At 35.8% G+C, this 18,688-nt stretch carries 20 protein-coding genes and 3 pseudogenes; 10 read left to right on the top strand and 13 right to left on the bottom strand.

Features of this window, described 5'->3' with window-relative positions; translation table 11 throughout:
• Positions 1 to 54 precede the first annotated feature (54 nt).
• The 4 genes from MVE64_RS16490 to MVE64_RS16475 all read right to left on the bottom strand — a co-directional run bounded on the left by MVE64_RS16490 (position 55) and on the right by MVE64_RS16475 (position 3,175).
• The gene (locus MVE64_RS16490) at positions 55 to 453 is read right to left on the bottom strand and encodes a potassium channel family protein (protein WP_098798595.1); all 399 of its coding nucleotides are present in this window, start codon (positions 451 to 453) and stop codon (positions 55 to 57) included.
• Positions 454 to 567: 114 nt separating this feature from the next.
• Positions 568 to 1,353 (bottom strand): ABC transporter permease, encoded by a 786-nt coding sequence (locus MVE64_RS16485; RefSeq protein WP_247339590.1) that lies wholly within the window; start codon positions 1,351 to 1,353, stop codon positions 568 to 570.
• Between the two features lie 4 nt (positions 1,354 to 1,357).
• Entirely contained in the window at positions 1,358 to 2,149 is a 792-nt protein-coding gene (locus tag MVE64_RS16480; protein ID WP_098798593.1) for an ABC transporter permease, read from the bottom strand.
• 9 nt (positions 2,150 to 2,158) lie between these two features.
• On the bottom strand, positions 2,159 to 3,175 hold the full coding sequence (locus tag MVE64_RS16475) for an ABC transporter ATP-binding protein (protein WP_247339589.1): 1,017 nt from the start codon (positions 3,173 to 3,175) through the stop codon (positions 2,159 to 2,161).
• 166 nt (positions 3,176 to 3,341) lie between these two features.
• Between MVE64_RS16475 and MVE64_RS16470 the strand changes: the two genes are divergently transcribed.
• Together MVE64_RS16470 and MVE64_RS16465 are read left to right on the top strand one after the other, a co-directional pair.
• Complete coding sequence (locus MVE64_RS16470) at positions 3,342 to 4,631, top strand: glutamate-1-semialdehyde 2,1-aminomutase (protein ID WP_247339587.1); 1,290 nt, start codon at positions 3,342 to 3,344, stop codon at positions 4,629 to 4,631.
• A 181-nt stretch (positions 4,632 to 4,812) separates the two neighbouring features.
• A pseudogene (locus MVE64_RS16465) lies at positions 4,813 to 5,879 on the top strand (aromatic acid exporter family protein).
• Between the two features lie 76 nt (positions 5,880 to 5,955).
• On the opposite strand, the gene MVE64_RS16460 reads toward MVE64_RS16465, so the two are convergent.
• The 5 genes from MVE64_RS16460 to fabL form a co-directional block, all read right to left on the bottom strand.
• Entirely contained in the window at positions 5,956 to 7,698 is a 1,743-nt protein-coding gene (locus tag MVE64_RS16460) for an ABC transporter ATP-binding protein (protein ID WP_247339586.1), read from the bottom strand.
• A gap of 162 nt (positions 7,699 to 7,860) precedes the next feature.
• Positions 7,861 to 8,391: a nucleoside tri-diphosphate phosphatase gene (gene ntdP, locus MVE64_RS16455; RefSeq protein ID WP_098798588.1), complete on the bottom strand. Its 531-nt coding sequence runs from the start codon at positions 8,389 to 8,391 to the stop codon at positions 7,861 to 7,863.
• A 392-nt stretch (positions 8,392 to 8,783) separates the two neighbouring features.
• Positions 8,784 to 9,038, bottom strand: coding sequence for a YgaB family protein (locus MVE64_RS16450; RefSeq protein WP_098798587.1), 255 nt, complete (start codon positions 9,036 to 9,038; stop codon positions 8,784 to 8,786).
• 211 nt (positions 9,039 to 9,249) lie between these two features.
• The gene (locus MVE64_RS16445) at positions 9,250 to 9,450 is read right to left on the bottom strand and encodes a gamma-type small acid-soluble spore protein (protein WP_247339585.1); all 201 of its coding nucleotides are present in this window, start codon (positions 9,448 to 9,450) and stop codon (positions 9,250 to 9,252) included.
• Positions 9,451 to 9,571: 121 nt separating this feature from the next.
• Positions 9,572 to 10,327 (bottom strand): enoyl-[acyl-carrier-protein] reductase FabL, encoded by a 756-nt coding sequence (gene fabL, locus MVE64_RS16440; protein WP_098798585.1) that lies wholly within the window; start codon positions 10,325 to 10,327, stop codon positions 9,572 to 9,574.
• Between the two features lie 129 nt (positions 10,328 to 10,456).
• On the opposite strand from fabL, the gene MVE64_RS16435 reads away from it, so the two are divergent.
• On the top strand, positions 10,457 to 10,681 hold the full coding sequence (locus MVE64_RS16435; RefSeq protein WP_098798584.1) for a hypothetical protein: 225 nt from the start codon (positions 10,457 to 10,459) through the stop codon (positions 10,679 to 10,681).
• Between the two features lie 15 nt (positions 10,682 to 10,696).
• On the opposite strand, the gene mutY is transcribed toward MVE64_RS16435, so the two are convergent.
• The gene (gene mutY / locus MVE64_RS16430; RefSeq protein WP_247339584.1) at positions 10,697 to 11,797 is read right to left on the bottom strand and encodes an A/G-specific adenine glycosylase; all 1,101 of its coding nucleotides are present in this window, start codon (positions 11,795 to 11,797) and stop codon (positions 10,697 to 10,699) included.
• Between the two features lie 239 nt (positions 11,798 to 12,036).
• On the opposite strand from mutY, the gene MVE64_RS16425 reads away from it, so the two are divergent.
• A complete protein-coding gene (locus MVE64_RS16425; protein WP_247339583.1) occupies positions 12,037 to 13,017 on the top strand; it encodes a metal-dependent hydrolase in 981 nt (326 codons plus the stop codon).
• Positions 13,018 to 13,082: 65 nt separating this feature from the next.
• On the opposite strand, the pseudogene MVE64_RS16420 reads toward MVE64_RS16425, so the two are convergent.
• Positions 13,083 to 13,351 (bottom strand): annotated as a pseudogene (locus MVE64_RS16420) (YfhJ family protein).
• Positions 13,352 to 13,458: 107 nt separating this feature from the next.
• Here MVE64_RS16420 and MVE64_RS16415 point away from each other — a divergent pair.
• The gene (locus tag MVE64_RS16415; RefSeq protein WP_098798580.1) at positions 13,459 to 13,623 is read left to right on the top strand and encodes a small, acid-soluble spore protein K; all 165 of its coding nucleotides are present in this window, start codon (positions 13,459 to 13,461) and stop codon (positions 13,621 to 13,623) included.
• A gap of 58 nt (positions 13,624 to 13,681) precedes the next feature.
• Here MVE64_RS16415 and MVE64_RS16410 read toward each other — a convergent pair.
• Together MVE64_RS16410 and recX are read right to left on the bottom strand one after the other, a co-directional pair.
• A pseudogene (locus MVE64_RS16410) lies at positions 13,682 to 13,993 on the bottom strand (YfhH family protein); the annotation flags it as partial.
• A gap of 21 nt (positions 13,994 to 14,014) precedes the next feature.
• Positions 14,015 to 14,812, bottom strand: coding sequence for a recombination regulator RecX (recX, locus tag MVE64_RS16405; protein WP_247339582.1), 798 nt, complete (start codon positions 14,810 to 14,812; stop codon positions 14,015 to 14,017).
• Between the two features lie 121 nt (positions 14,813 to 14,933).
• Between recX and MVE64_RS16400 the strand changes: the two genes are divergently transcribed.
• The 5 genes from MVE64_RS16400 to MVE64_RS16380 all read left to right on the top strand — a co-directional run bounded on the left by MVE64_RS16400 (position 14,934) and on the right by MVE64_RS16380 (position 18,650).
• Entirely contained in the window at positions 14,934 to 15,836 is a 903-nt protein-coding gene (locus MVE64_RS16400; protein ID WP_247339581.1) for a TIGR01777 family oxidoreductase, read from the top strand.
• A gap of 68 nt (positions 15,837 to 15,904) precedes the next feature.
• Positions 15,905 to 17,032 carry an amidohydrolase gene (locus MVE64_RS16395; protein ID WP_247339579.1) on the top strand — a complete coding sequence of 376 codons (1,128 nt, stop codon included), beginning with the start codon at positions 15,905 to 15,907 and terminating at the stop codon, positions 17,030 to 17,032.
• Positions 17,033 to 17,572: 540 nt separating this feature from the next.
• A complete protein-coding gene (locus tag MVE64_RS16390) occupies positions 17,573 to 18,130 on the top strand; it encodes a GNAT family N-acetyltransferase (protein ID WP_247339578.1) in 558 nt (185 codons plus the stop codon).
• Positions 18,131 to 18,251: 121 nt separating this feature from the next.
• Positions 18,252 to 18,380 (top strand): YfhE family protein, encoded by a 129-nt coding sequence (locus MVE64_RS16385; RefSeq protein ID WP_098798575.1) that lies wholly within the window; start codon positions 18,252 to 18,254, stop codon positions 18,378 to 18,380.
• 75 nt (positions 18,381 to 18,455) lie between these two features.
• Complete coding sequence (locus tag MVE64_RS16380; protein ID WP_098798574.1) at positions 18,456 to 18,650, top strand: YfhD family protein; 195 nt, start codon at positions 18,456 to 18,458, stop codon at positions 18,648 to 18,650.
• Positions 18,651 to 18,688 lie beyond the last annotated feature (38 nt).

Raw genomic sequence — 18,688 nt, 5'->3', positions numbered from 1 at the left:
GAAGTGTTTGTTACACTAAGCGTAACCAACTTTAGCCTTTCGTACAACTATTAACTATTTTTCGTTCCCTATAACTGTACGAGCTAAAAAAACAGCTGGCAGGATATATCCTATTAATGCCTCAAGGACAGCTAGAAAACGTCCCACTCCTACAGGAACAACATCACCATAACCAACGGAAAATAACGTAACCGCACTAAAATACAAAGAGGTTAAAAGATTATCAAAGTACCCATCAGAAATTGGTATCCCAGCTTCATGAAGAACCGGAATATTACTTTGAATACAAATCAAATAAATCATGCCAAATCCAATTAGTAAAGAAAGATAAAGATATGTAATCATAATGATTGTCTCAAAAGAGAGAAAATTTCTTTGAAAGCAAATGATAACAACACTTTTAAAGCTCATGAATATACAAACAGCAATACATATACAAAATATAAGTCCCACATTGCTCCCACCCTACTCAAGAACACACTTTGTACAATATATACAAGCTTAAAGAAGGTTATGAGAGAAAACGAAAAGGGCCAGACAAACTGTTGTCTGACCCTTCTAATATATTTAGTTTCCAGCACCTCTATATCTTTTAACTCCTGCGTTCCAAAGAAAAACAGAAAGACAAAAAAAGACAATCCCCATGACAGGAGTAAGAAAAGAGTACACATACCACTCATCTTTTCCTAGGAAAAAAGCTGCAGGATAAACCCCCACAAAGGCAAAAGGTAAAATCCACGTTAACACAAACCGAATAACTGCATTATAAATATCAACAGGGTAACGACCATAGTTCCCGATATTGTACATCATCGGCATAAGAGATGTTCGTGCATCTGACCAAAATCCAATACTCGCTAATGAAACAAAAATACCTGCATAAACGAGTGCACCACTAATCACAAATATAATAAATAAGATAAAATCGTACCACTCATAGCTTAATCCAAGCTGTATAGAAGCATATCCCATAATAATAATTCCTGTGATTGCTCCAAACAGTGACTCAAGCTCCATTCTCTCAAGAATAACCTGAAAAAGACTATGAATTGGTCTAGTTAATATCCTGTCCATCTCACCTTTTACAATATATCTTTCATTAAAGTCCCAAATATTAAAAAATGCACCAAACACTGCAAAAGGAACTAAGAAAAACCCATATATAAAGATAATTTCATCCCTGGTCCACCCACTTAAAAATTGAGTATGACCAAATACTACTAGGATAAAGACCAAGTTTGTTACTTGAAAAAGCATATCAGATAATAGCTCAACAACCATGTCAGCTCGGTATTGCAGCCTTGTTTTCATATATTGTCCAATGTATTGTGTGAACATTGAAAAGTAAAACATTCCCTCAACCTCCCTGTATGATCATTCGTTTTTTTGCTAATATCCAGAGAATTTGAATTGGAAGAAGTAACACAAGTGCCCAAAATCCTTGTAACAATATTGACTGCCATACTTCATTTCCTGTAATACCTTCTGTAAAGATCATGCTCGGAATATAACTTATTGCTTGAAACGGAAAATACACCATAATGTCTTGAGCCCACATCGGATAAAAGCTTATAGGTAGTAAAAGTCCCGAAAACAGATCAATAATAACCCGCTTTGCTCTCATTAATCCATCATTATTAAAAAGGAAAAAAGTTAGCATACCCGTTATTAAGTTAATTTGGGTATTCACAATAAAACTAAAGATTAGTGAGCTCGCAAATAAAAGCCATGTTGTTCCATTTGATGAAAGCTCCAATGGGAAAACAAGTGCAACAATGACCATTCCTGGTACTGAGAAGAAAAATAACCGAAAGACACCCTCACCAAATGCCTGCATTGTTTTCATACCAAGATAATTATACGGCCTGATAAGCTCAACAGCCACCTTACCTTCCTTTATTTCAAGCGCAATCTCACGATCAATATTATTAAAATAAAAAGCTCTTGCCATCCAGGAAACCGCAACATAAGTAGTCATTTGAACGGCAGATAATCCCTCAATTGACTCTTTACCACCGTAAATCGCTGTCCATAAAAAATAGTAAGCACCAATATTAATGCTGTAAATTAAAATTCCACTGTAATAATTTGTGCGATAAGCGAGCATCATTAAAAAGCGAATTCTGATCATTTCAATATATTTATCCATTATGTCACCTCAGCTTGAAAGAGCCTCTCCCTTTTCATAAATGTTTCGAATAACCTCTTCTGTTGAGATTTCATTTACACTTAAATCTTTAATCTGATGTGTGCCAACAACGCGACCAATTAATTCTGACATTTGTGCTTCTTTATCGCTTACAAGTGCTGTCCAAACATTTAGTTTATCTCCTTTTTGCCATTGAACATCAAGGTCCTGCGTTATAAAGGTTAGCTGATCCTGAACGATTTCTTCGGCAAACTGGAATTCTATTTGTTTTCCTTCTCCCCAGTGAGACTTTAATTTAGCTAAAGCTCCATCATATATAACACTACCTTCATCAAGCATGATGACACGTTCACACAACGCCTCTATGTCTGATAAATCATGTGTAGTTAGAAGAATGGTTGTTTTATATTTTTCATTCATTTCTTTTAAGAATTGACGGATTTTCAATTTAACTAGAACATCCAGACCGATTGTTGGTTCGTCTAAAAATAAAAGTGGTGGATTATGAATAAGTGCAGCCGCTAATTCACATCGCATTCTTTGACCTAATGATAGTTTACGTACAGGTTTATCTAGCAATGGCCCTATATCTAAGGTGGCGATAACATGCTCCATATGCTCGTTATAATCTTTGTCTGATACTTTGTACACTTTCTTCAACAGACGAAACGACTCCTGTACCGCAATATCCCACCAAAGCTGTGATCGTTGTCCAAACACAACTCCAATCGACTGCACAAACCGTTCACGTTCTTTATGTGGATTCATCCCGTTTACAAGCACCTGACCAGAAGTTGGTGTCAAAATGCCCGTTAACATTTTAATAGATGTTGATTTACCTGCACCATTTTCACCGATATAACCAACCATCTCACCCTGCTTCACAGTAAATGTTACATCATTTACTGCAGGAATGGTTTTATATTGTCTATTTAACAGATCACGAAACGCACCCTTTAAGCCTTGACGGCTGGAGTACGATTTAAATTCTTTACGTAATTGGTTTACCTCAATAATATTTGTCATTTTTCGTCCCCTCCAAATTTGACCACAACTTATTAGTCTATCTAAAAACAATGATTTCAACAAATGGTATGCATTGGAATCTATTATAATTTGACGTTTTTTATATAGACAGTATTCATGATAGAATAAACATTGTTCCAAGTTTGATACATACCAGGAGGATAAGATGGAATTTACGAAATCACATGAATTACATGAAGAAGCACTTAAACATATTGTTGGCGGAGTGAACTCTCCTTCACGTTCTTATAAAGCAGTTGGTGGCGGCTCTCCAGTTGTCATGGAAAAAGCAAACGGAGCTTACTTTTGGGATGTTGACGGAAACAAGTATATTGATTATTTAGCTGCATACGGGCCAATTATTACAGGACACGCTCACCCACATATAACAAAAGCAATTTCAAAAGCGGCAGAAAACGGGGTCTTATACGGTACACCAACACCTCATGAAATTACATTTGCTAAGATGCTTAAAGAAGCTATGCCAGCTATGGACAAAGTTCGGTTTGTAAACTCAGGCACTGAGGCTGTTATGACGACAATTCGTGTTGCACGCGCATATACTGGTCGAGATAAAATTATTAAATTTGCCGGATGTTATCACGGACATTCTGATCTTGTACTTGTTGCCGCAGGCTCAGGTCCTTCGACATTAGGAACTCCCGACTCTGCAGGTGTTCCAAAAAGTATTGCTTCAGAAGTTATAACAGTTCCCTTTAATGAAATTGAACCTTTAAAAGAAGCATTGGACAAATGGGGAGATTCAGTTGCTGCAATTTTAGTTGAGCCTATTGTAGGGAACTTCGGAATTGTTGAGCCTAAACCCGGGTTCTTAAAAGAAGTGAATGAGCTAGTCCACAACGCTGGTGCTCTTGTTATATATGATGAAGTAATCACCGCTTTTCGTTTTATGTATGGTGGAGCACAAGACTTTTTAGGTGTCTATCCTGACTTAACAGCGTTAGGTAAAATCATCGGTGGCGGGCTTCCAATCGGCGCTTATGGTGGAAAGAAAGAAATTATGGAACAAGTCGCTCCCTTAGGGCCAGCTTATCAAGCCGGCACAATGGCTGGCAACCCAGCATCAATACTATCAGGTATTGCTTGTTTAGAAGTACTTAAGCAAGAAAATGTTTATGAAAACCTTGATGAGTTAGGTGCCATTCTTGAAAAAGGTATATTAGCTCATGCTCGTACATACAATATTCCGATAACACTAAATCGTTTAAAAGGTGCATTAACGATTTATTTCACAGAGGAAAAGGTAACGAACTATGAGCAGGCAGAAAATACAGATGGTGAAATGTTTGCCAAGTTCTTCAAACTTATGCTCCAGCAGGGAATTAACCTTGCACCTTCGAAATATGAAGCATGGTTCTTAACAACTGCACATACTAAAGAAGATATAGAAGAAACTTTAAAAGCCGTAGAGGTTGCGTTCAGCAAACTATCATAAAAGAAACATGAAAGACAGAGTACACGAGTACCCTGTCTTCACTTTTCTTTTTACCATTTTTCAGAATAGATGAACGTTTTAAATTTATGTAAAAAAGGGAAAGTGCATCTTGTAAATAGCACTAAATCGCTGTATAGTACGATATTGATTAAGTTCAAGAAAGGAATGTCACTAAACATACATGAAACTAGGTGCCCGTATCCTAAAAACAGGGATCGCTATTACACTTGCATTATTTTTAGCAACTGTCCTACAGTTGCCATCTCCGGCCTTTGCCGGTATTTCCGCTATATTCGCGATACAGCCGACAATTTATCGTTCTTATTTATCTATTATTGAGCAAGTTCAAGCAAATGTTATCGGCGCAGCGTTAGCAATTGGATTCGGTTTAATTTTTGGTTCCCATCCATTTGTTATCGGACTAACAGCAATCATTGTTATCGCAATAAATTTAAAACTAAAGATTGAAAGCACAATACCTGTTTCTCTTGTTACTGTTATCGCGATTTTAGAAAGCCTGGTGAAAATTTCATTGAAATAGCATCCATTCGCTTTTTTACTGTAATGCTCGGAGTATTGGCTGCTTTTATTGTGAATCTAGTATTTATTCCGCCTAAATATGAAACAAAGCTTTACAACCTTGTCACATCTAATACAGAGGACATCATTAAATGGATTAGAGTGAATTTACGTCATGCTTCAGAACATAATGTACTAAAAGACGATATCGAAAAATTTAAAGAGCAAATGATAAAGCTTGATCAGCTTTATTTAAATTATAAAGAAGAGCGAAACTATTTTAAAAGAGAAACCTACTCTAAATCAAGAAAGCTTGTGCTATTCCGCCAGATGATTGTCACAACAAATAGAGCTTTAGATACCTTGAAGAAACTACACCGTTTTGAAAATGATCTCCATCATATGCCCGAGCACTTTCAAAAGGTCCTTGTTAAAGAATTGGATCATTTGTTGTATGTTCACGAAGAAGCATTACTTCGTTTTATCGGAAAAACAAAAACAATTCAATCAACTGAGTTGTTAGAAGAAGATAAATTTAATAAACAACATTTAATGGATGCTTATATGGAACTTCAACAAGATCAAAATTCTACTTACTTTTTTCATCTATTACCACTCGTTTCGACGATCATTGATTATAGCGAACAGCTTGAACACTTAGATACGCTCATCTACAGCTTCCACAGCTATCATAAGCAAGACAATGAAATTAAATTATCAGAAGAGTAGGGTTTAGCAGATGCTGACCCTATTTTTTGTTATGAAAATATAAAAGCACAATCTCCATAAGAAGATTGTGCTTTCACTAATCTAATTGCTGTATTTGAAATAATTTATAGTAATGACTTTGCTTATCCATCAACTCTTGATGTGTTCCTTCTTCTAACACGTTACCATCCTCAATCACGACAATTTTGTCAGAATGAGTGATTGTTGACAGGCGATGAGCGACAATAAAGGTTGTGCGTTCTTTCGCAAGGTTCTCAAGTGCTTCTTGAATAAGATGCTCACTTTCTAAATCAAGCGCTGAGGTAGCTTCATCTAAAATAAGTATTGGTGGATTTTTCAAAAACACCCTCGCAATGGATACCCTCTGTTTTTGTCCACCTGATAATTTAACTCCTCTTTCACCAACTTTAGTATCATATCCTTTTGGTAACTTTGTAATAAAGTCATGTGCATTGGCTGCTTTCGCTGCTGCAACGATCTCCTCTTCAGATGCCCCAGGCTTACCGATAAGAATATTCTCTCTCACAGTATTACTAAACAAGAATGTATCTTGAAGCACCATCCCAATTTGTTCTCTGAGACTTTGCGCTTCATAATCTCTAATATCAATTCCATCAAGTAAAATTCTTCCACCTGTAACATCATAAAAACGTGGAAGTAAGCTAACAAGAGTTGATTTACCTCCTCCACTCATCCCAACTAGTGCAAGAGTTTCACCTTTTTTCACCTTCAAAGATAACCCTTCGATAATAAGCGCTTCATCCTCCTGATAGCGGAAGGATATGTTCTGAAACTCAATTTCTCCTTTAACTCCATCAGCCTTTTTAGCATCTGGTTTATCTACCACTTCATATGGAACATCAATAAATTCAAACACGCGATCCATAGAGGCAAAGGCCTGTGTTAAAGTGGTTGAAGAATTAATTAGTCTACGCAACGGATTATATAGTTGTTCAATATAAGCGATAAACGCAACCATTGTACCTATTGTTAATTGCCCTTGAATAACTTGATACCCGGCAAAAGTGATAACAATTAACGGTGCAATATCAGTTAACGTGTTAACTACGGAAAAGGTTTTGGCATTCCAGCTAGTATGAGTAAGAGCTTTTTCTAGAAAATTTGCATTTTCCTTCGCGAACTGCTTCTGCTCAAATTCCTCCGTAGCAAAGCTGCGAATAACAGGCATACCCTGAACCCGTTCATGTAAATGCCCCTGAACTTCTGCAAGAGCCTGTGAGCGAACTCTTGTTAAGTGTCGTAATCTTCCGTAAAAGTATTTAACAGACAAACCATAAAGTGGAAAAAGAACAATTGAAACTAATGTAAGTTTTACATTCATTGAAAACATAATCCCAACGGCAATAATGATCGTCACAACATCAAGCCAAACATTCATCAGACCTGTTATGACGAAATTCTTTGTTTGTTCTACATCATTTATAACACGTGAGATAATTTCTCCAGCTCTTGTATTGGCATAATATCGCAAGCTTAATTTTTGTAGATGAGTGAAAAGTTGATCTCTTATATCATACAAAATTTTACTTGCTGTCCATTGTGCAAAGTATTGCCGATAGTACTCGACTGGTGGACGAATGACAACAAATAAAACAAACATAAAGCCCATAATGGTTAATAATTCTTTTGTTTTTTCTGCTTCTGTGCCGTTTCCGCCAATGATATTATCCACAACATGCCTAATTAACAGCGGCAATAATAACGGAATAGAAAACTTTATAACTCCAATAATAATCGTCCCTATAATTTGTAGACGATAAGGCTTTACAAAAGCCAAGTATCGTTTAACTACCCCCAAAAAAATCCCCCGTTTCTAATCTAACGCCAAACATTCGGTTTACGAACTAAAGCTGGTCATAGTTATGTCTTACTTGCATTGATACTCATTCGTCCAGCTCAATATGAGTCGTTTTACAATAATTAAAAAGGCTGACCCCATGAGTCACCCTTATTACATTTACTATTTTACGTATGTTAAATATCGTTCATACCACTCGTCAATAAATTCAGGTGCAAACGGACCTTTTTTCTGTCGAATCCAACGAAGTAATGTTTCGAGGTTTTTTCTTAAGATGAGATCAATAACTTCTGGATAATTCATTAGCTTACTATGCAGCTCATATTCATCTTCATCCAAAATTGTATATGTCATATCTGGATAAACCTTCACATCAAGATCATAGTCAATATACTTTAATGCTTCATCATCCCACACAAAAGGCGAACTAATATTACAGTAATAATATACTCCATCTTCTCTAAGCATACCTATAATATTAAACCAATGTCTGGCATGAAAGTAGCAGATTGCCGGCTCTCTTGTCACCCATGTTCTACCGTCTGATTCCGTAACAATTGTTCTGTCATTCCCACCAATAATACAGTGCTGAGAACCCTTTAATACAGTTGATTCTTCCCAGACTCTATGAATGTAGCCATTATGTTTATAACTATGAATTTGAATTTTGTCTCCTTCCCTGGGAAAGCCCACTTTTCTCCCCTTCTTTCGATTGGTTGCTTCGTGAAATCTATTTCACAACGTCTTCACCTTATATAGTTCCTTTCATTATAACGTTTGTCAGGGAAAAAAGAAAATAAAAGAGTTATAACTGTAAGGTTATATACTGTTTTGCAGGTTAGAATTATATGCTAAGGGGATTGGGAAGCTATTTTTTCTAATAAGACTAGTTCATCTCCGGAGTTTTGTTGTTCATATACTCGATGAACGACACTCCACTCCTTTTCCTCCTTCGTTTTGTCGTTCATTCACCCGATGAACGACATTTCACTCCTGCTATTGAACTTACTTTTCTCCAGAAGCAATAAAAAATCCAGCATAAATAAATGCCGGAATCGGAGTTAATTATTTTATTAAGGATCGTATCATGAAACAGTCTCAAACTTTTGATCTTCGTAAGACTGAATAACCTCTTCTGTTTGTCTTTCAAAGACTTGTTGAATTTTATTTAATTCTTCTTTCATTTGTGCGATTTCATCATGAATGGATTGAAGTTTAGCTTCGTCTTGTAGGGCAGCCAATTGAGTTTTTATATCCTGACATCTTTCAATTTCTGACTGTAGGTATAATAATTTATCCATGGTTTTTAATTGCTCACCTACTAGTTGATCAAAATTCATGTTTATTCTCCTTTCAATAGAGACTCATAATCACTTTTGTATATTAAATTCTTCATAAATTTTTTTGATCCTTTGACTAGTTATGTAGAGGAACCGAAACTTTTGTCGTTTTAGAAAAATATCCCCGATGATTCGAAACCGCCCAAGTTTAAGCACAAAAGAAAAGACACCTCTCCACGCTGTGGGAAAGGTGTCTTAGAGCTTTAGCTAATTAAGAATTTTGGTTTTTGTTAGCTTCAGCTTGTTGGTTTTGTTGTTTAACTTGTTGTACGTTAGTTTCGCTCGCAAATTCAGTACCAAATTGACCTGCACCAGCTTGGCTACCTTGAGCACTTTGAGCGTTTTGTTGTTTTACATGTTGGATGTTAGTCCCTGATGCTGTTTTACCAGCTTGGAAATTGTTCTGTGCCATTCGATATCACCTCCACGAAATATAGATTGTCCTAGAGGTGAATTTAATATCCAACATATTTTAAAAAAATTTAAATTAAATTTTTATTGAGACTCTAAGCCTTTAGTGCTCACGTTTCAGCCTATACGAGCAAAGAACGGCCCCCATCAACAATAAGCGTTTGACCTCTGATCATTGATGCTTTGTCCGTTAATAAAAACTCAATAGCATTAACCATATCTTCTATTTCAACCATTCTTCCTGCTGGAGTATTCTTCCTTGCATCTTCCAATAGCTCATTACGGTTCGGGAAATGCTTTAAAGCATCCGTGTCAACAGCTCCACCTGAAACGGCATTTACAATAATGTTTTTCGGGGATAATTCTACAGCTAAGTATCTTGTAAGAGCTTCTAATGCTGCTTTAGAAACACCAACTGTTGTGTAGTTTTCTAAATATCTAATCGAGCCAAGTGAGCTTGTACTAACAATGAAGCCCCCGCCATTCCTCTCCATTAGCTTTGCCGCTTCTTGTGCACAGAAAAGAAGAGCTTTACTATTAATGTTCATTGTCCAATCCCAATGACTTTCTTCTAATTCCATTGCAGGCTTTTGAACACCTGATGCTGCATTATTTACAAACACATCAAGTCTGCCAAACTCCTCATCAATTTGTGAAAATAACTCTTTTATTTTTTCCGGCTTTCCTACATTAGCCTTAACCGCAATAGCTCTTACGCCCAATTTTTCAATTTGTTCAACTACCTCTAATGCAGCCGTTTTGCTTCGTGCATAGTTCACAACAATGTTATAACCTTTTTCTGCCAAACGAATGGCTACTGCTTTACCAATTCCTCTACTACTACCTGTAATAAGTGCTACTTTATTTTCTTGGGTCATTTTGTCAACTCCTTAAAATTAAACAATCGAATAGATGTTATTATTGTATCAGATAATATAATGAAACTTCTATGAGATAGAAGTCTTGATGAAAAAGAACACATCTCGTCAATTAGAGGAGGATGTTTTATGTATGTTGGTCGTGATATGACTGAACTATCGATGATGTCAAAGAAAGAGTGGAAAAAAGAAGAACTTGCCCACTTCCACCACTCTCTTCAACAAATGGTTCCTTATCTTAATGTTGAAGGACAAACCATTCACCGTGAAATTATTGAAGAAATTGAAGCTCGTGGCGGCTTAAAAAGAAATGAAGCTGATTATACTCATGGAACAAGAGTTCAATATGATTAAAACCTTTGGGTCTGACTAAGATTTGTCAGACCCAAGGTATATTTTATATATTTTTTGATGTGATACAGGAAAGGCGTACTTTTCTAGCTCTTTTTCTGTTACAGCAATAAGTTGATCATTTGGAATGTTGTTTACTTCACCAATAAAAATAGATATATTCCAAATTAAATGTGAAAAAACATGTTCTACAGTACCGGATAACTCTAAAAGTTCAACATCTGCACCATAAGTTGAAAGTAAAAACTCTTGGAGCTGCTTCCTATAAGTGTTACCTGCTTCTTGTTGAACTTCCATATTAGGATATTCCCAAAGGTTGGCTAACAAGCCTGTAGATGGTCTTTTATGAATATACAATCTTCTATCTTGATCATATAAAACAGCTGCCGCCATTTGAAGCGGTTTTGGTTTCTTTTTCTTACTTTTAATCGGGAGTTCAGCTTGAACCCCTTCTTTAAAAGCAGAGCAATGTTCCCTAACAGGACATAAAAGACATGAAGGGGAAGTAGGTGTGCAGATTAATGCACCTAGCTCCATCACTGCTTGGTTGAATGATGAGGGATCTTCCTTTGATATTATCTGATAAGTTGCCTCTTCAAAAATCTTCCTTGTTTTTGGTTTTGCAATATCATCCCAAATGGATAAAATTCTCGAGAAAACTCTCATCACATTACCGTCGACAGCTGGTTCCGGAATATTATAAGCAATACTAAGAATCGCTCCTTTTGTATATGGACCAACTCCCTTCAGCTTAGAAATTTCTTCAGGAGTATTAGGGACAATACCCGAATAAGATTCATTCACTTCTTTAACAGCTGCATGAAGATTTCTAACCCTTGAATAGTATCCAAGTCCTTCCCAGGCTTTTAATACTTCTTCCTCATTTGCAGCAGCCAAAGCTTCTATTGTAGGAAATTTATCTATAAATGCATTAAAATATGGAATAACAGTATCAACTCTTGTTTGCTGAAGCATAATCTCTGACACCCAAATTTTATAAGGATCTTGGTCTTTACGCCAAGGTAAATCCCTTTTTTCAGCTAAATACCAAGTGATTAAATCTTGTTGAAATTCTTGAATCGAAAAATCCTTTAATTTATTTTGTAGTTCATTTACCATTAGATTTTTCCTCCAGATGTTAAATTACAGGTTAATCGGGAAAAGATAATAATAAGACAATATTTATTAGTGGCTCTCTCCCTAAATATAGGACAAGACTTATTATTATATAACGATTTTAAAAATCAAGAGAATTATTCACATTGGACAATATTGTCACATATAAATTCAAGGAATCTTTAAGGATTTTTCTCGCAAAGAGATCTTCCTCTTGAGCCTTTACAAGGAGGTACATGATTTTGGATACAGGAACTCATGTGGTTATGGGAATAGCCTTAGGTGGCTTAGCCACTCTCGACCCCGCAGTTGGAATAGATAACCCAACTGCACAAGCTGTTATGTTCGGTACAATTATCGGATCACAAGCTCCTGATCTTGATACAATTTTAAAGCTTAGAAACAATGCAAAATATATAAGAAACCATAGAGGAATTACCCACTCCATTCCTGCTATCTTAATATGGTCATTTTTAATTACTGGATTGTTAACAATTTTTATTCCTGAGAGTAATTTACTCCATCTGTATCTTTGGACATTACTCGCGATTGTTCTGCACGTTTTTGTAGATATATTTAATGCGTACGGAACACAGGCACTTCGTCCATTTTCAAAAAAGTGGATTGCCCTTGGAATTATCAATACATTTGATCCGTTTATCTTTTTTACACATGTAGTAGGAATCATTATTTGGGTGTTAGGTGGTCATCCAGGCTTCACCTTTCTAACTGTTTATGCCATATTGATTGCCTATTATATCATTCGCTTTATCATGCAAAGAAATATTATCCATCGATTGCATAAACTCATCCCTAATATAGAACAAATCATTATTTCACCTACAATGAGGTTCAGACAATGGCATATTGCCATTATGACGGATAAAACCTTTCACGTTGCAAGATCTGTTAATGAAGAAATCATTATTTTAGATGAATTTGAACGTATACCTGTACCGCAGACTGATGTGATAAAGGCTGCTGAAGATGATGATAATATTTCTGCCTTCTTATCTTTCTCTCCTGTTTATCGTTGGGAGGTTGACGAATTTACTGATCATTATGAGGTAAGATTTATTGATTTACGTTATCGAAGTAAAGGGTATTATCCCTTTGTAGCAATAGTTCAGCTTGATCAAGACTTAAATATCGTCAGCTCCTATACTGGCTGGATTTTTAGCGAAGAAAAATTACGAAAAAAGTTGGAGCTTATACCTGATTAACGATTAAAGGCTGACATCATGTCAGCCTTTCTTATTTAAACAAACGTTTAATTAGTTAAGTTCAATTAATGTTTTAGGTAGTCATCATTGTTCAATAAGTGACTATACTTAGGGTTTGTTGCTATGAAATCATGAAGTTTGTCACCATAATGGGTAATTAACTGTCTAACAACCTGTTCGGTCATTTCTTTTCCTTTGTAAGTTCTTCCTGCCTTTGCTTGGGTAGATTCGAAATCTTCCCATAATAGCTCTACCCATGTTCTTGCTTGTGCATAAGAAGGCTATTGTTTTTACTTAATAACTCATTTGTTAACCGCTCAAAGTATTCTTCCATAATTATCACCTCTAGGTAGGATTCGTTACTAATATTTAGACTCTTCAGGATCCATACTATAAATACGCTTCAATGATTGAAGCAAATGATGAATGGAGGGGATTGTGTTGCGTAACAAAGAATCAGGATTCCCAAATATGAATAACAACAAATTTGAAGGTGAACCAAGAGCGAAGGATGAGTTTGCATCAAAGCGAGCAAATGGCACGATTAATACTCATCCACAAGAACGAATGAGAGCATCTGGTCAACGTGAAAATCCTTATTCTTAATAAACACAATCATTTTTTTTAAAACAAATAGTGAATGGGGCTGACAGGTATTGTCACCCTTTAGTAACATTGATATTGGCAGAGCTTCTTCATGGTCTGGTGAAGCCAACCGATACCCCCATGCAAAGATTCCATTCATATAATTTATTTTAAAGAATTCACCAGGTGCACCATCAATTTCATAAACTTCTTCAGACTTAAACTCTTTTGGATTAAGAAGATATGATTTTGCCATAGTAATTTTCCGTTCTAATACAGCAAACTCATTAACAATTCCTAACTGCTCTGCTTTCCTAGCTTTTTCCTTTAATGTTGCAATTTCACTTTTCAATTCATACTCAGTCATTTCACTATAGCGCTTAGTATTCACAACCATTTCCCCTTGCTTTAATTATTCATTTAAAAACTTTTCAATTAGTTCTATCGCAAAGCCTTTTCTGTATAAAAACTGTTTCATTTTCATTTTATACTGATAAGGATCTTCATTTTGATATTTTCTCTGAGCCTTTTCCGCATGCTTAACTAACGCTAACCACTCTTCAGATTCATCTTGCTCATAATTGACTTCCTCTAACGCAATTGAAATGATGTTATAGGAGAATCCTTTTCTTAGTAGATGCTGCTCAATTTTTTGTTTAAGCTGAATAGTTGAAAGTTTATTATTTTTTTTCAAGAGTTTTTCAGCATGAGAAATGGCCTCTTCTAGCTGCTCTGCTCTACTATATTCCGCCAAGACCTGTTCTACTATAGATTGTCCAATTCCTTTCGTAGCCAATTCACGAGTTAATACAGTAGGACCTTTCCCATTTGTTTGCTTCTGAGTCCGCACATAGGCTAGTGCAAATTCAAAATCATCTACATAGTTATATTCTTTTAATTTAAGGATAACTTCCTTTATTACAGATTCATGATATTCTTTTTTCGCCAAATATTCCTCTACTTCTTTAACTGATCGCATACGATAACTTAAGAACTCTAACGCCTTGTTATAAGCTTTTTTTCTATCATCACCATATTTTATCTCAACAATATCAAATTCATCTAGTTCTTTGCCTTTTTGAAGATTATGTTTGATTAAAATATCTTGATCAACGCTAAAAGCATATTTTTCCCCCGTACCATCATCGAGGAAAATATTGTATCTTTCATAAGATTGCTTTTGTGTAGTAATTTTTGTAATAATTGCCATGTTAATCACCTACTCATAACTTGTTATAACACATTCAAATGAGGTTATTTTTTTAAAAAAGGGTATAAATGAAAGAGATACGTCACTCTAACATAACGAACCATTAATAGGAGTTGATTTTATGAAAATTGCCATTTCAGGTGGAACCGGCTTTGTCGGGAAGCATCTAACCCAACATTTTCTAAGCAAAGGTTACTCTGTTTATATTTTAACACGAAGTAAAAAAACTTCTTCAGAAAATAACCTGCATTACGTTCAGTGGTTATCAGAAAGCTCAAACCCAACCTCCGCTTTGGAAGGTGTCGATGTAGTAATTAATTTAGCCGGAAAAACCATTAATACCAGATGGACAGAAAAGGCAAAAAAAGAGATCGTAGATAGTCGCGTCGAGTCTACTAAAGCCATATATACTATAATAAATAGCCTTAAAAAAAGACCGTCTGTTTTTATAAATGCAAGTGCAATTGGAATATACGGTACCTCTGTAGACCAAACTTTCACAGAGACTTCTACGATCAAGGGAACAGATTTCTTAGCAAAGACTGTTGAGGTTTGGGAAAAGGAAGCGAACAAAGTGAACGAGCTTGGTGTAAGAACCGTATTAACAAGGTTTGGGATTGTTCTTGGAGAGGGAGGAGCACTACCAAAGATGGTTTTACCTTATAAACTATTTGCTGGCGGTCCTCTGGGTTCAGGCCAACAGTGGGTATCTTGGATTCATATCGATGACCTTGTTCATCTTATTCACCATATTATCCACACACCAAAGATTACAGGCCCTGTTAATGCAGTTGCTCCAAATCCAGTTCAAATGAATCAGTTTGGAAAAACAATTGCAAAAAAACTACAACGTCCACATTGGTTGCCAGCTCCTTCATTTGCATTAAAAGCTCTGTTAGGTGAAATGAGTCTCCTACTATTAAAGGGTCAACGGGTGTTGCCTGAAAAGGCATTAACAAGTCAATACCAATTTATACACCCCTCTCTTGATAACGCATTGGGTGACATATTAAAATCTCAATAATGTTGACTTTTCTGAAGTTGAACTGTAGATAAAAAATTATTTTTAAAAGAAAGTGAATGAAGCCAGCTATGAAATCTACACTTTTTAAACAAGCAACAGTTTATCCTGTTGTTTCACCAGTATTGTATGAGGCAGATGTTTTAGTTGAAGAGGGTAAGATTGTCGCAATTGGCAAAAACATAGAAACAAATGGAGAAGCTGAGATCATTATATGTAAAGACAAATTTCTTTTCCCTGGATTTATTGATGTGCATACACACCTAGGTCTTTATGATGAAGGTACTGGCTGGGCAGGAAATGATGCAAATGAAACGATTGAGCCTCTCACGCCACATATCAGAGCATTAGATGGAGTACATCCATTAGATCCAGCCTTCAAAGATGCAATAAAGTATGGCATAACAACAGCTCATGTTATGCCTGGCAGTGCTAACGTTATAGGGGGTACAACCTCTGTTATTAAGACATTTGGAACTAACATTTCTAAAATGGTTATTCAAGAAACAGCAGGCTTAAAAATTGCTTTGGGAGAAAATCCGAAGCGTATGCATAGCCATGGGAACAAAGAGTCCATTACCCGAATGGGAATTATGGGGATGCTTCGTGAAGCATTCTACAAGGCAAAATATTGTGATGAAAAAGAGGACTTCCGCTCAATCCCAATAAAAAAGGCATTGCGACGTGAAATACCAGTTCGTATTCACGCTCATCGTGCAGACGACATTATGAGTGCAATCAGATTCGCAGAGGAATTCAATCTAGATTATCGGATTGAACATTGTACAGAAGGACATTTAATTGCTGAAGAATTAATCGGCAAAGGAGTAAAAGTATGTGTTGGACCTACTTTAACAAGAAAATCTAAGATTGAATTAAAAAACAAAAGTTGGTCAACATACCATGAGCTTTCTGAAAGAGGTGTAGAAGTTTCCATAACAACCGATCATCCTTATACCCCGATTCAATACCTTAATCTTTGTGCAGCATTAGCTGTTAGAGAAGGGTTTAACGAGCAAAAAGCATTGGAAGGAATCACCATTACAGCTGCACGTAATTTAAGAGTTGCAGACAGGGTTGGTAGTATTGAAATTGGTAAGGATGCTGATTTGGTGGTTTGGAATACTCACCCTTTTCATTATTTAGCAAAACCTGAACTAACTATGATTGATGGGAATATCGTATATAAAGAAAACTAGTTAAGTTAGACCTGCTCTGTAATAGCAAAAACAGGACAATTATTTTTTACACTTAACAGATAAAAACTGACAAAGAAATATTATACCGATATCATTTCCCCCCTCATTATCTTTATGATAACCCGGTTACTTTCACTGCTCTTTAGTAAAGGGTTAAACCGTGTTATTAACTACACATTGTTATCAGAAAATTTTACCAAAACTCAAAAAAAGCACATCTATCAACAACTATTTTAAGATACAAAAAATTTTTTTGAATTCGACAAAAAAGGAGTATCTTTTTCATATAAAATGCCGTATTATACTCCATGGAAGTAACATTAAGAAGTGATTTCACACCATTGTCTTCACTTAATGAAAAAGCAAATATGAACAACTAAATCTAGTAATGGGAAGGCAAATGGTGCGCCACCAGCTATTCTGGTTCTAGTGGGTTCGATTCCCACCCCGAAATTTTTTGAATGTAAGGCAACATAAAAAATTTCGAGGGTGGAGACGACCATATCACGTGGAGTCTGCCCTCAGGTTGGAGGGATCCAGATGCTAAAAAAACGTGATATTTATGATAGTCAAGCACTTTATGAACACATGATTCACCCTGAAGTCTTCCCTTTTGTGCGTCATAAAGCAAATTCTTTTGAAGAATATTTATTCCTAACAAAACAAACGGTTGAGGCTGAAGAACGAGGTGAATTGATTTCACGTACCATATTAGATGAATGGGGATCTCCAATCGGTACAATTAGTTTGTTTGATATTCAAGACAAGGCAGGTTTTCTTGGCACTTGGATTGGAAAGCCATTTCATGGTAAGGGCTACAACAAACTTGCAAAAGATGCGTTTTTCAATGAACTATTTTATGAACTAGATATTGAAACAATTTTCTTAAGAATTCGCAAACAAAATATTCGCTCAACAAAGGCTGCTGAGAAGCTTCCATACGTTGTAAATGCAAATGAAACAAGAGCACATTTGCTTGAACAAATAAATAATGGCGAAGATATTTTTAACCTTTTTGAAATTTCAAGAGACCAATATACAATTTACACATATCACAATACTTCTGAGGCTGAAGAACAACACCTTAAGGAAGCTTAATAACAACAGGTGAAATTCAAATGAATTTCACCTGTTTTGTATTTTTTTCTTACTTCTGTATGAATAAACTTAATGATGTCAAAACTAATGATGAATACTACATTTTGGAAGGATGATTATGATGGCATCAGAAAAAAAGAAAAGAGATAAATCAAAAAGTACTCTTTCAAGCATGCAAGAAGTTACATATTCTCGTGAGTTCAAAAATGCCGATCGAGCTGGTGGATACATAAGTAAACAAAGACACTAACTTCCAACATGAAATGATCAAAAAAAGCCATCCTAATAGTGAACAAGATGTTCAATATTTTTAGGGGGCTTTTTTATGGGCAGAGGTCATAAACATAATCACAAAGCAAGAGATAAAAACTCTTCATCACTTCCACAAACACCTAAAAACTTAAAAAGAGATGGAATTGACCAAGAATTTTCAAGGGAATTAGCTGACCAAGACGATATTGAAGCTCAAGCAAGAGCAAAAGCAGCTGATCAAAGACAACGCGCTAATAGAAATTTATAATACGTATACTGAAAAGGAAGTGGGAATCCCCACTTCCT

Source organism: Metabacillus endolithicus, assembly GCF_023078335.1.
Classification (GTDB): domain Bacteria; phylum Bacillota; class Bacilli; order Bacillales; family Bacillaceae; genus Metabacillus; species Metabacillus endolithicus.
The sequence above is the reverse complement of the archived record's forward strand: the minus strand, read 5'-3'. Positions and strand labels throughout refer to the sequence as shown.